The 12589-nt window shown below is 44.3% G+C and carries 11 protein-coding genes and 3 tRNA genes; 8 read left to right on the forward strand and 6 right to left on the reverse strand.

Features of this window, described 5'->3' with window-relative positions; genetic code table 11:
• Positions 1-21 precede the first annotated feature (21 nt).
• Together RG608_RS08800 and RG608_RS08805 are read right to left on the reverse strand one after the other, a co-directional pair.
• Positions 22-1383: a DUF438 domain-containing protein gene (locus RG608_RS08800; RefSeq protein ID WP_268687248.1), complete on the reverse strand. Its 1362-nt coding sequence runs from the start codon at positions 1381-1383 to the stop codon at positions 22-24.
• Between the two features lie 2 nt (positions 1384-1385).
• On the reverse strand, positions 1386-1616 hold the full coding sequence (locus RG608_RS08805) for a DUF1858 domain-containing protein (RefSeq protein WP_015605542.1): 231 nt from the start codon (positions 1614-1616) through the stop codon (positions 1386-1388).
• 253 nt (positions 1617-1869) lie between these two features.
• Here RG608_RS08805 and RG608_RS08810 point away from each other — a divergent pair, with 253 nt between their 5' ends.
• The 4 genes from RG608_RS08810 (at position 1870) to RG608_RS08825 (ending at position 7618) form a co-directional block, all read left to right on the forward strand.
• Positions 1870-3297, forward strand: coding sequence for a helix-turn-helix domain-containing protein (locus RG608_RS08810; RefSeq protein ID WP_268687249.1), 1428 nt, complete (start codon positions 1870-1872; stop codon positions 3295-3297).
• Positions 3298-3454: 157 nt separating this feature from the next.
• Complete coding sequence (gene glpK / locus RG608_RS08815; RefSeq protein ID WP_002905838.1) at positions 3455-4963, forward strand: glycerol kinase GlpK; 1509 nt, start codon at positions 3455-3457, stop codon at positions 4961-4963.
• Positions 4964-5019: 56 nt separating this feature from the next.
• Positions 5020-6846 (forward strand): type 1 glycerol-3-phosphate oxidase, encoded by a 1827-nt coding sequence (gene glpO / locus RG608_RS08820; RefSeq protein WP_308946854.1) that lies wholly within the window; start codon positions 5020-5022, stop codon positions 6844-6846.
• Between the two features lie 67 nt (positions 6847-6913).
• On the forward strand, positions 6914-7618 hold the full coding sequence (locus RG608_RS08825; RefSeq protein WP_268683324.1) for an MIP/aquaporin family protein: 705 nt from the start codon (positions 6914-6916) through the stop codon (positions 7616-7618).
• 195 nt (positions 7619-7813) lie between these two features.
• On the opposite strand, the gene rlmD is transcribed toward RG608_RS08825, so the two are convergent.
• A complete protein-coding gene (gene rlmD, locus RG608_RS08830; RefSeq protein WP_308946855.1) occupies positions 7814-9184 on the reverse strand; it encodes a 23S rRNA (uracil(1939)-C(5))-methyltransferase RlmD in 1371 nt (456 codons plus the stop codon).
• 55 nt (positions 9185-9239) lie between these two features.
• On the opposite strand from rlmD, the gene RG608_RS08835 reads away from it, so the two are divergent.
• From RG608_RS08835 to RG608_RS08850, 4 genes are all read left to right on the forward strand, one after another.
• The gene (locus RG608_RS08835; RefSeq protein WP_308946856.1) at positions 9240-10016 is read left to right on the forward strand and encodes an aminoglycoside 3'-phosphotransferase; all 777 of its coding nucleotides are present in this window, start codon (positions 9240-9242) and stop codon (positions 10014-10016) included.
• A gap of 26 nt (positions 10017-10042) precedes the next feature.
• Entirely contained in the window at positions 10043-10819 is a 777-nt protein-coding gene (gene recX, locus RG608_RS08840; protein WP_308946857.1) for a recombination regulator RecX, read from the forward strand.
• 86 nt (positions 10820-10905) lie between these two features.
• Positions 10906-11439, forward strand: a complete 534-nt coding sequence (locus tag RG608_RS08845; RefSeq protein ID WP_002896978.1) for a DUF402 domain-containing protein — start codon at positions 10906-10908, stop codon at positions 11437-11439.
• A 127-nt stretch (positions 11440-11566) separates the two neighbouring features.
• Entirely contained in the window at positions 11567-11884 is a 318-nt protein-coding gene (locus tag RG608_RS08850) for a DUF960 domain-containing protein (RefSeq protein WP_002899683.1), read from the forward strand.
• 370 nt (positions 11885-12254) lie between these two features.
• Here the strand turns inward: RG608_RS08850 and RG608_RS08855 are convergent.
• The 3 genes from RG608_RS08855 to RG608_RS08865 form a co-directional block, all read right to left on the reverse strand.
• Positions 12255-12328: transfer RNA gene (locus tag RG608_RS08855), tRNA-Pro, on the reverse strand.
• Between the two features lie 46 nt (positions 12329-12374).
• Positions 12375-12448: transfer RNA gene (locus RG608_RS08860), tRNA-Arg, on the reverse strand.
• 57 nt (positions 12449-12505) lie between these two features.
• Positions 12506-12579, reverse strand: a tRNA-Arg gene (locus tag RG608_RS08865).
• Between the last annotated feature and the right edge of the window lie 10 nt (positions 12580-12589).

The following is a 12589-nucleotide window of genomic DNA, read 5'->3' on the forward strand; positions in this document are numbered from 1 at the left end:
TCACTTTCTAACTGCAAATACCTAGTCCAAATCTCGGTAGAAATCACTGTCAATATCACGGAAGGGCTGAATGTCCTGTACATACTCCAGCACCCCCTGAAATTCACCGGCCTCATCCCGCACCGCTGCATAAGTCACATGGACAAACTTGCCCCGCGATTCCGACTTGAACCACATCTCAAACTTGTCCCGCTCTCCCTCACGCAAAGCCTTGAAAATCCGCCGCACCTTATCCAAAAACTTGGGCGGGTGACAGAGCTCGACATTGCGCCCTATCTGGGACGGTGTCCTCTTGAAAATCATCTCGTCTGCCGGCACGCTGTCATTATAATACTGGAAAATATCGTCCTTATTGACAAAGGTAATCTCCATGGGCAGATGGTCCAAAATCAGATTGGCCTCCGTCACCGACAGATAGCCATGACCAAAAGGCTGCTGGGACTCCCGATTAAAGGCTTGCTCCTTCTTTTCCTTAGGCTTAAAAGAAATAGTGACCTGACCATCTGGCGTATCAATGACCTGCTGAAATCTGCCATCACTAGTCTGCTCTGTGCTTGCTGGCACTTCGCTTCCTTCATCAGCAGCATCCCCAGCTTCCTCCTCCGAGAATGAGTGACGCGCAGGAATCCATTTCTCTGTCGGCTTGATGATGGCATAGCCATAAGCATCGCTCTCCTCAGCAATCTTAAGCCAGTCATCCTGAGTAAAGGACTCGAGGAGTATCATGAGAAGGATGGACTCTTCCTTGAAAATCATAGCTTCAAACTCAGCAGCAAAAGTCTCAAACTTGTCCTTAACTTCCTCAATCGAAGTATCCGGCAGCTGCTCTGCAGCAGACTTAGCCTCTTGGAAAAGGTCTCGAATCTGGTCGTCTACTCCCCACATGACCTTTGGCGGCGAATCGTGGCCGTAGCTCTCCATGATAGGAAACATAAGCTCTTCCTTGCGCTGATAGTGGATATCAAACTGCCCCACCAAACCCAGCTGACGCTGGAGTCCCTTGCGGATTTCAGGTAGAAGCTCCTCATCTTCTGTGCTTTCATAGGTAGATAGGAGCCTACGAACCCGCATGAGGGCTGCCCGCAGCGCTAGATTTTCCTGCTTGAAGATCTGAACCGGATGGCCTGGATGGTCGGTATCAGCCACCTCCACATTCTGAATGGCACCTTTAAAGAGGTTGGCATGGACATTGCAGAGGGACATGACATCTTCAAAGGTCACTCCCGTATCTGAGTTCATTAGCTCATGCTCCATCAGGCTGATCTCAATAGCAGACACACCAGCAAAATGCTCATTGAAAAGCTCCTGAACAGATTCTGCAGAAGCTCCGTTATGTAGATCCAGCAAGATAGACTTGAGGACTTCAATGCGTTCAGTAGCCATGCCTAAATCCCCACCACTTCATAGCCGTTTAATTCCAGAGTTTGCTTGATTTTATTCAGGTCAATTCCATTCATGGCAGCTCCTTTTTTGATAGAAACCACGCGCCCTACTGTATTGCGCATGACAGGATTGGCCAGAGGCTTAAAGCCCAACTCGACCAAAACATCCAAAACTTCTGGCTGCTTCTCAATCACTTCTGCCACTGGGATAGACAAATCAATTACATTATCCATAGCTGCTCCCTCATCGTCATTTTTCTATAATTATACCATAAAAAAGCTATCTGCCTCAAAGCAAAAAAGCATGAGTATCTGCTCCTCTTACGCTTGTTCAAACGAAATGGAATAGCGAATTAAGATAGACATGATGATAGATTTCTGACTTCCATTATTGCCTCGGGCAACGATAAGAAAAAATAAAGCACATTGCTTCGACTTTTTTTCCTTTTGTGATAAGCTAAGATTAGTGAATTGAGAGGGTTTTCGTATGTATCTTGCAGACTTAATGGAAAAGAGTGAAGCGGGGCAGTTTATTGTCCTGTCTTATTTACAGCAGCATTCTACATCCAGTTTGAAGGCCGTCATGTCAGAAACAGGCTTCTCGAAAGCAACCTTGACCAAGTACATTAGCCTGATCAACGATAAAGCTATTGAAGAAAAGGTAGACTTAACAATTCATCTTCAAGACGAAACGCTCAGACTATCCGTCGGACCTGATACCAAAGGTCGGGACATTCGCAGACTTTTCTTGGGCAATGCTATTAAATTTCAGATCTTGAACTATTTGCTCTATCATCAGCAGTTTTTAGCTCATCAATTAGCTCAGGAGCTGATGATCAGTGAAGCAACACTCGGCCGTCACATATCCGGTCTAAATCAGATTTTATCAGAGTTTGATATTTCTATCCAAAATGGCCGCTTAAAAGGGCCTGAGCATCAAATTCGCTATTTTTATTTCTGCCTCTTTCGCAAGGTCTGGTCCAGCCAAGATTGGGAAAAGGAACTTCAAAAATCTGAAAGAAGGAAGGAAGTTGCCGTCTTAGAAGAACTCTGTGGAGCTCAACTCTCTCAAGGTCAGCGATTGGACTTGGCCCTTTGGGCGCATATTACCCAACAGCGCCTAAGAGTCAATGCCTGTCAATTCCAAAACATTGAGCAGAAAATGCAGGGCTATTTTGAAAGTATCTTCTACCAGCGCTTGCATCGCCGGACAAATGATTTCTTTGCCGGTCAGCACATCACCCTGAGTCAGGAAGACGGGGAAATGATGATTTTCTTTTCATTTCTGCTTTCCCATCGGATTTTACCCCTGCACACCATGGAGTATATACTGGGCTTTGGCGGTGAAATTGCCAGTCTGATTACGCAACTGATCCAAGAGATGAAGTCTCAGGACTTGCTAGGTGACTACATTGAAGACCAAGTGACCTACGAACTCAGTCAGCTCTGCGCTCATGTCTTTCTTTTCCGAGGCCATCTCTTGCAAGACAAATACAAGCACGCTCTGGAATTGCGCCATCCTTACTTATGGAGCGAATACGATTATCGACAAGTGGCAGACACTATTTTTAGTAAACTGCCTATTTTCCAACAGGGAACATCCCTGGATAAAAAGGTTTTGTGGGAATGGCTCCAGCTGATGGAGTACATTGCTGAAAACGACGGTCAAGTCATCAAGATAGGCATGGACTTGACAGATAGCTTTATCGTTGTTTCCAGGATGACGGCCATTTTAAGACGGTATTTAGAGTACAATCGTTTTATTACGATTGAATCCTACGACCTTACCAGAAATTATGACCTCATCATCACCAACAATCCTATTCATCAGACCCAGCAAGTTCCTATCTATTATTTAAAAAATGACTTGGATTTGGAAGATTTGGCTCAAATCCGTCACATGATATTTCATTAAGAAACTTGGAGAAATCCAGGTTTCTTTGTGATTTTCGCACAATCTCCTCAGATTTTTTTAAAATTTAAAAAAAGTTGATAAAAAAGAAAGCGTTTAATTTTATATACTAGTTACTGTAGAGGAAACATCCTCAAGATTTTTACCAGGAGGACAGTTCATGTCACAAGAAAAATACATCATGGCCATCGACCAAGGAACTACTAGTTCACGCGCCATCATCTTTAACAAAAAAGGAGAAAAAGTTAGCTCCAGTCAAAAAGAATTTACTCAGATTTTCCCTCAAGCTGGATGGGTTGAGCACAATGCCAATGAAATTTGGAACTCTGTGCAGTCCGTTATCGCCGGTGCCTTCATCGAAAGTGGAGTCAAACCTAACCAAATCGAAGCTATCGGAATCACCAACCAGCGTGAAACAACTGTCGTCTGGGATAAAAATACAGGTCTTCCTATCTACAATGCTATCGTTTGGCAATCTCGTCAGACAGCTCCTCTGGCTGAACAGCTGAAAAGCCAAGGCTATGTGGAAAAATTCCATGAAAAGACTGGTTTGATTATTGACGCTTACTTCTCTGCTACCAAGGTTCGCTGGATTTTGGATCATGTAGAGGGAGCACAAGAAAGAGCTGAAAAGGGCGAATTGCTCTTTGGTACCATTGATACCTGGCTGGTTTGGAAATTGACTGACGGCGCAGCTCACGTGACCGACTACTCAAACGCAGCCCGTACTATGCTCTATAACATCAAGGAACTCAAATGGGACGATGAGATTTTGGAAATCCTCAACATTCCAAAGGCTATGCTTCCAGAAGTTCGATCTAACTCAGAAATTTATGGTAAGACTGCTCCATTCCATTTCTACGGTGGAGAAGTTCCAATCTCTGGTATGGCTGGTGACCAGCAGGCAGCTCTCTTTGGACAGCTAGCTTTTGAGCCTGGCATGGTCAAGAATACTTACGGAACTGGTTCCTTCATCATCATGAACACTGGTGAAGAGATGCAGCTGTCTGAAAACAACCTCTTGACAACCATTGGCTACGGAATTAATGGCAAGGTTTACTATGCCTTAGAAGGTTCTATCTTCATTGCCGGAAGTGCTATTCAATGGCTGCGTGACGGTCTTCGGATGGTTGAAAATTCACCAGAATCTGAAAAATATGCTCTCAATTCTCACAACAATGACGAAGTCTATGTCGTACCTGCATTTACAGGTCTGGGCGCTCCCTACTGGGATCAAAATGCACGTGGTTCTGTCTTTGGCTTGACCCGCGGAACCAGCAAGGAAGACTTTATCAAGGCTACTCTGCAATCCATCGCTTACCAAGTACGCGACATCATCGACACCATGCAGGTGGATGCCAAGACTGCTATTCAAGTCCTCAAAGTCGATGGCGGTGCTGCTATGAACAACTTCCTCATGCAGTTCCAGGCTGACATATTGGGAATCGATATTGCCCGTGCTAAAAACTTAGAAACAACTGCTCTTGGTGCAGCCTTCTTGGCAGGACTGTCAGTAGGCTACTGGAAAGACTTAGACGAACTCCGCACCCTCAATGAAACTGGAGAACTCTTTGAACCATCTATGAATGAATCCCGCAAGGAACAACTCTACAAAGGATGGAAAAAAGCCGTTAAGGCAACTCAAGTCTTTGCAGAAATCGACGACTGATTTTGATAATCAAGTCAGTAGAAACATGAAATGACTAAGTTAGAAAGTGTGTAATTATGGAATTTTCAAAGAAAACACGTGAATTATCGATTAAAAAGATGCAGGAACGCACCTTGGACCTCCTGATTATCGGCGGTGGGATTACCGGTGCTGGGGTAGCCTTGCAAGCTGCAGCTAGTGGCCTGGAGACCGGTCTGATTGAAATGCAGGACTTTGCAGAAGGAACTTCTAGCCGCTCTACCAAATTGGTCCATGGTGGCCTTCGTTACCTCAAGCAATTCGACGTAGAGGTGGTCTCAGATACAGTTTCTGAGCGTGCTGTGGTACAGCAAATTGCCCCCCATATTCCAAAACCAGATCCTATGCTGCTTCCTGTCTACGAAGAAGACGGCGCTACTTTCAGCCTCTTCCGCCTCAAAGTGGCTATGGACCTCTACGACCTCTTGGCTGGTGTCAACAACACTCCTGCTGCTAACAAGGTGTTGAGCAAGGAAGAAGTGCTAGAACGGGAGCCTGAACTCAAGAAGGAAGGTCTGGTCGGCGGCGGTGTCTATCTTGACTTCCGCAACAACGACGCTCGGCTCGTAATTGAAAATATCAAACGCGCCAACCAAGACGGTGCCCTGATTGCCAACCATGTCAAGGCAGAAGGCTTCCTCTTTGATGAATCTGGAAAGATTACAGGCGTTATTGCGCGTGATCTCTTGACGGATGAAATCTTTGAAATCAAGGCTCGCCTAGTTATCAACACAACTGGACCTTGGAGCGACAAGGTACGCAATCTGTCAAATGACGGTGAGCAATATTCTCAAATGCGTCCAACCAAGGGTGTTCACTTGGTTGTTGACTCTAGCAAGATCAAGGTCTCTCAGCCAGTCTACTTTGATACAGGCTTGGGAGACGGCCGGATGGTCTTTGTTCTTCCACGTGAAAATAAAACCTACTTTGGTACGACTGACACTGACTACACTGGCGACCTTGAGCATCCAAAAGTAACACAAGAAGATGTGGATTACCTCTTGGGCATTGTCAATAATCGCTTCCCAGAAGCAAAGATCACAATTGACGACATCGAAAGCAGCTGGGCAGGTCTGCGTCCTCTGATTGCAGGAAACAGCGCTTCTGACTACAATGGCGGAAACAACGGTACCATTAGCGACGAAAGCTTCAATGCACTGATTGCGACTGTTGAGAGCTATTTGGCTAAAGAAAAATCCCGTGAGGATGTTGAAGCGGCTGTTACGCAACTCGAAAGCAGCACGTCTGAAAAACACTTGGATCCATCTGCCGTGTCCCGCGGTTCCAGTCTGGAACGTGATAACAATGGTCTCTTGACCCTTGCTGGTGGTAAGATTACGGACTATCGTAAGATGGCGGAAGGCGCGATGGAGCGCGTGGTTGAAATCTTAAAAGCAGAATTCGACCGCAGCTTCAAGCTCATCAACTCGAAGACCTACCCTGTTTCAGGCGGAGAGCTCAATCCAGCAAATGTGGATTCCGAGATCGAAGCTTTTGCGCAACTTGGTGTCTCACGTGGCTTAGACAGCAAAGAAGCCTTCTATCTTGCAAACCTATACGGATCCAATGCTCCTAAAGTCTTTGCCCTCGCTCACAGCATCGAGCAAGCACCAGGTCTCAGCCTAGCGGATACCTTGTCACTTCACTATGCTATGCGTAACGAATTAGCTCTCAGTCCAGTCGACTTCCTGCTTCGCCGAACAAATCACATGCTCTTTATGCGGGACAGTTTAGACGCTATTATAGAGCCTGTTCTGGAAGAAATGGGACGCTTCTACGACTGGACAGAAGAAGAAAAAGCAGGTTATCGAAAAGACGTACAAGCTGCCCTTGTAAATAACGATTTAGAAGAATTAAAAAAATAGAAAGTACGAGAAGAGGCGGTAGGAAAACAACTGCCTGCCTCCCCTTCTTTTAAATGGAGTAACATAAATGATGAAAGAAATATTTGGCGAATTTTTAGGAACACTACTCTTGCTCCTTCTGGGAAATGGTGTAGTTGCAGGTGTGGTTCTTCCCAAAACCAAGAGCCACAATTCAGGTTGGATTGTGATTACCATGGGATGGGGGATTGCTGTTGCCATCGCTGCTTTTGTATCCGGCAACCTTGGACCAGCCCATCTGAATCCTGCCCTCACTATCGGAGTAGCCCTAAAAGGTGATTTGCCTTGGGCATCTGTTCTTCCGTATATCCTAGCTCAGTTTGCAGGTGCTATGGTCGGACAGTTCCTCGTCTTCCTACAGTTCAAGCCTCACTATTTGGCAGAAGAAAATCCAGCTAACATCTTAGGCACATTTAGCACAGGACCAGCTATCAAAGATACCTTCTCTAACCTGATTAGCGAAATCCTTGGAACTTTTGTTCTTGTACTGACTATCTTCGCTCTTGGACTTTATAAGCTGCAAGCAGGCATTGGCACTTTTGCAGTCGGAACATTGATTGTCGGGATTGGTCTCTCACTTGGTGGAACAACTGGCTATGCCCTCAACCCAGCTCGTGATTTAGGACCTCGCATCATGCACAGTCTCCTTCCGATTCCTAAAAAAGGAGATGGCGATTGGAGCTATGCTTGGATTCCGGTTGTCGGACCAATCATTGGTGCCGTCCTTGCAGTCCTCGTCTTTGGCTTATTCTAATATAACCGATTACCATTGGAGAACACTTGACGAGTGTTCTCTTTTTGTGACTAATTGAGGTGGAGACTAACCTTCCTAGCTTATTCTTAAGATAAAACCATTGCAATCTTGACAAAAGAAAAGGCTTAGCCCTGTATTACAGAAAACTAAGTCCTTTTTAGAATGATTTTATCAACTCTAGCGAGCCGTTTCCGATTAACTCAAACGAGAGCTTTCCCTCTTGGACAATTTCACCACTGCCTCGGTCCGAGCGGTATGCGGAAACATATCGACCGACTGGATGTAGTGGACATCGTAGACCCGACAGAGCTTGACCAAATCGCGAGCCAGAGTTGAGACATTGCAGGAAACGTAGACCATCTTCTCAGGTGCATAACGAACAATCGTCTCCAGCAGCTTATCATCCAGACCTGTTCGCGGCGGATCGACAATTAAGGCATCCGCCCTATAACCCTCAGCGTACCAGCGAGGAATAACCTCCTCTGCCGTTCCAGCCTCGTAGAGCGTATTGGCAAAGCCCATCCTTTTTGCATTGCGCTTTGCGTCTTCAATGGCCTCAGGGATGATGTCCATGCCACGTAGAGACTTGACCCTTTTAGCAAAGGCAAAGCCGATGGTCCCCACTCCGCAATAAGCATCAATCAAATGATCCTCTTCCGTCACATCCAGCGCCTTGACTGCCTCTGCATAGAGGACCTCTGTCTGCTCAGGATTGAGCTGATAGAAGGCTCGAGGCGACAGAGAGAACTCATAGTCCAGCACACCTTCTTGGATAGCCTCCTTGCCCCAGATAATCTCTGTCTTATCCCCATAAATCTCACTGGACTTGCTTGTATGATAATTGACCGCCACTGTCTCCAGCTCTGGAAATTCAGCCACTAGGTCTCGGACGACTGGAGAAAAGTCCAGCTTGCGCCCTGTCACAAAAATCATCTGCACCTGCCCCGTCTTTCTGGCTCTGCGAATCATGACCGTACGTACTCCAGTAGTCTTTCGTTCATCATAAATAGGAAGCCTGTATTTACCTAAAAGCCTAGCCACCTTATTTATGATCTGTTGCATCACCTTGTCCTGAACCAGACAGTTTTTCAGCGAGACCAGATAGTGGGAATTCTGGGCATAGAGCCCCGCCTTAACCTCATCCTTAAACTTCCGAGTCTGAAACTGCAGCTTGGCTCGATAATAGAGCGGCTCCTGCATACCAATGGTCGGCCGAATCTCATAGTTCTCATAACCAGCTGGCGCAAACTTTTTCAAGGCCTGACGCAGCAAATCTTCCTTAAACTCCAACTGCTTGTCATAGTGGAGGTGCATGATTTGACAGCCTCCGCAGCTATCATAAATCTCACAAGGCGCTTCCACCCGAAATTTCGACCGCTTGTTGATGGTCAAGAGCTTGGCCTCGATGAAATTACGCTGAACCCTGGTCACCTGACAGTAGACTTCCTCACCCTTCAAAGCCCCTGGCACAAAGACCAGCGTTTTCTTATAAAATCCAATCCCTTCCCCATTAATCCCCATTTTCTTAATTTTCAAAGGGATTCTTTGCTTCACTTTCACATTCATGATTCTATTATACCACGCTGCCTCGCATTAGTTGAGAATATGTTACAATAAAAGTATGAAAGCAGAAAAAATATTCCTTCCACTGGCCCAGTTACCTGAGCAAATACGAACTTATCTAGAGGGAGCCAATTTTTACGACAGCTCCTCACATTCCAGAGCCAGCGTTTTCTATGCTGATACGGGCTATTATTTGAAAATCGACCAAAAAGGCCAGTTATCCCAAGAAGCCACACTTGCCAAATGGTTTGAGAAGCAAGGACTCGGTGTGCCTATCATTCACTACCAAACAACAGATAAAGACTACCTGCTGACTAAAGAAGCCGAGGGCAAGGACGCCTTAGCCTTTCTCCAACAGCCAGAAGAACTTTGCCAAACAATGGCTGCCGCACTCAAAAAACTTCACAGCCTCCAACCCAAGCATTTCCCAATCCAGCATAGCCTCCAACGCTATAAAGGACAAGCAGAGGAAAATTATCGGAAAGGCTGCTTTTATCAAAAAGCCTTGCTGCCTCAATTTCACATCTCAAATCGTGAGGAAGCATACCAGCTTATCCAAGAGCAGGGAGACCTACTGACGTCAGACTCCTTGATTCACGGAGATGCCTGCTTACCTAATTTCATTCTGAAAGACGCAGCAACCTTCTCCTGCTTTATTGACCTTGGCCTCGCTGGCCTTAGCGACCGCCACATTGACCTTTTCTGGGCAATCTGGTCTCTTACTTATAATTTTTCTGACCCCCAATACGCAGAGCTCTTTCTTGACTACTATGGCAGGAAGGATGTTGATACAGACAAACTGCGCTTGATAGCTGCCTTTGAAGCATTTGGCTAAAAGAAAGGATTCTACCAAAATCCCCTATGAAAATCACAAAAATCGAAAAGAAAAAAAGACTCTACCTCTTGGAGTTGGACGACAGTGAGAAGCTCTATATCACAGAAGACACCATCGTTCGTTTCATGCTGTCCAAAGGAATGGAAATCACAGAGCAGGAGCTATCAGAAATTCAAGACTATGCCCAGTTCTCTTACGGAAAAAATCTAGCCCTCTATCATCTCTCCTTCAAGCAAAGAACTGCTAAGGAAGTTAAAGACTACTTAACACAGCACGACATCCAACCAGAAATCATCAGCCAGATCCTGGACAATCTAAAAAAGGATAGTTGGATTAATGATAGAAAATATGCTCATTCTTTTATCCAATCCAATCTTCTCACTGGTGATAAAGGCGCTTTTGTTCTCAAACAAAAACTCAGTCAAAAAGGGATATCAAGTACTATCATAGAAGAGGAATTGAGCCAGTTTGATTTCACTGAACTAACAGACAAGGTTGCCGAAAAGCTGCTTAAAAAACACCAAGGAAAAATACCCAGCAAGGCTTTACAAGATAAAATCCTTCAATCCTTGATAAACAAAGGTTTTTCCTATAGCCAAGCAAAAACCGCCTATCAGCATTTGGAAATCGAAGAAGACCAAGAAAACCAACAAGAGTTGCTCTATAAAGAGCTAGACAAGCAATACCGCAAGTACTCAAAAAAGTACGACGGCTATGACTTAAAACAGCGTCTGACCCAAGCTCTAGCTCGCAAAGGCTATGATTTCTCCGACATCGCTAGCGCTCTGAGAGAATATCTTTAAGATTTTCTATGAAAACTTATGCATTTCTATGAAAATATGTTACAATAAAGAAGATAAACTTATAAATTGTAGAAAGTTGGTAAGTTATGAAACTTCCAAAAGAAGGCGACTTTATTACAATTCAAAGTTATAAGCATGATGGGAATCTTCACCGCACCTGGCGAGATACCATGGTACTAAAGACAACAGAAAACGCCATTATTGGCGTTAATGACCACACACTGGTAACAGAAAGTGATGGCCGACGTTGGGTAACACGTGAACCAGCCATTGTCTATTTTCATAAAAAATACTGGTTTAATATCATTGCCATGATTCGCGACAATGGAACTTCATACTACTGCAACCTGGCCAGTCCTTACTATCTGGATAACGAAGCTCTAAAATACATTGACTATGATTTAGACGTCAAAGTCTTTGCTGATGGTGAAAAACGCCTCTTGGATGTAGAAGAATATGAACGCCACAAAAAACAGATGCACTATTCTGATGATTTGGATTTCATTCTCAAAGAAAATGTCAAAATCCTAGTTGATTGGATTAACAACGGAAGAGGTCCATTTTCAGATGCTTATGTCAATATTTGGTACAAACGTTATGTTGAACTAAAGAATCGATAAAGTTGTCAAAGAGCGCAAGCTCTTTTTCTTTTGTCTAATTCGGCCTCACCAGAGGTCAAATTCTTGCAATCTCAAGCATTTTCGGGTATCATATAAGAAAATCCAGACTGTAAGAAAGGAGTCTCCCATGGCATTTACAAATACTCTCGGCCGATATGCCAGCTTTGGCATCATGACGAGCCTCCCTGAAGAAATTGTCGACTCATTCTGGTACATCATTGATAACAATCTCAAAGGGGTCTTTGAACTTCGCCCAGTCCTCAAGTTCGAAATCATCAATCGCCAAGGAAGAGTCTCTCTACGATTCTCACAAAAAAACTTCAACACCATTATTTCATTTGACTTAAACTATCAATTTGACCCTTTCTTTCCTAGAAAAGTCTACATTGTTGATAACAAAGGCAAAGAAACCATTATGCTATCTGACGAATACTCTTTGATGTAGTAAATCAAACTCAGCACATATAAAAACCTCTGAAGGCAACAAACACTGCTATCAGAGGTTTTTTATCTTTAATATTATTCATCCCAAATGGAAAGTACATTTCAGCAGCTTGATACAGCCTAAACTCCCGGAATACCAGTCTTTAAAATCAAACTAAATCTGGTTAAGTAATCAAATCCCTTGCTTTCTAATAGGACTATACAAAGACACAGAACCAGAAGCTCTAAAAGATTCTATCAATAATTAAATCCGACTATAACTAAGGAGTCTTAATAACAACATGTGTTAGCTAAGTCATAGATACTGAATACACAGTTTTCTTGAAAAACAAAAAAGATAGATCAGTATATCTATCTTCTATGTTATCTAGTCGGGAAGACAGGATTCGAACCTGCGACACCTTGGTCCCAAACCAAGTACTCTACCAAGCTGAGCTACTTCCCGGTGTTTAAACAATCTAAAAACGGAGCCCTAAGACTTCGCTTCCAAATGCACCCTAGAGGAGTCGAACCTCTAACCGCCTGATTCGTAGTCAGGTACTCTATCCAGTTGAGCTAAGGGTGCCCACTATTTATATTAAATTCATTATAACAAAAGTTAAGAAAAAATCAAACAATTTAATGCACCCTAGAGGAGTCGAACCTCTAACCGCCTGATTCGTAGTCAGGTACTCTATCCAGTTGAGCTAAGGGTGCTCATCTTCTT

Source organism: Streptococcus sp. IsoGale022 (assembly GCF_031142805.1).
GTDB lineage: Bacteria > Bacillota > Bacilli > Lactobacillales > Streptococcaceae > Streptococcus > Streptococcus sanguinis_A.

Excerpts from the sequence above, each read along its gene's own strand:
- RG608_RS08810 (WP_268687249.1), top strand. The coding sequence starts at position 1,870 with ATGTATCTTGCAGACTTAATGGAAAAGAGTGAAGCGGGGCAGTTTATT.
- rlmD (WP_308946855.1), bottom strand. The coding sequence starts at position 9,184 with ATGAATGTGAAAGTGAAGCAAAGAATCCCTTTGAAAATTAAGAAAATG.
- RG608_RS08805 (WP_015605542.1), bottom strand. The coding sequence starts at position 1,616 with ATGGATAATGTAATTGATTTGTCTATCCCAGTGGCAGAAGTGATTGAG.
- glpO (WP_308946854.1), top strand. The coding sequence starts at position 5,020 with ATGGAATTTTCAAAGAAAACACGTGAATTATCGATTAAAAAGATGCAG.
- recX (WP_308946857.1), top strand. The coding sequence starts at position 10,043 with ATGAAAATCACAAAAATCGAAAAGAAAAAAAGACTCTACCTCTTGGAG.
- glpK (WP_002905838.1), top strand. The coding sequence starts at position 3,455 with ATGTCACAAGAAAAATACATCATGGCCATCGACCAAGGAACTACTAGT.
- RG608_RS08835 (WP_308946856.1), top strand. The coding sequence starts at position 9,240 with ATGAAAGCAGAAAAAATATTCCTTCCACTGGCCCAGTTACCTGAGCAA.
- RG608_RS08845 (WP_002896978.1), top strand. The coding sequence starts at position 10,906 with ATGAAACTTCCAAAAGAAGGCGACTTTATTACAATTCAAAGTTATAAG.
- RG608_RS08800 (WP_268687248.1), bottom strand. The coding sequence starts at position 1,383 with ATGGCTACTGAACGCATTGAAGTCCTCAAGTCTATCTTGCTGGATCTA.
- RG608_RS08850 (WP_002899683.1), top strand. The coding sequence starts at position 11,567 with ATGGCATTTACAAATACTCTCGGCCGATATGCCAGCTTTGGCATCATG.
- RG608_RS08825 (WP_268683324.1), top strand. The coding sequence starts at position 6,914 with ATGATGAAAGAAATATTTGGCGAATTTTTAGGAACACTACTCTTGCTC.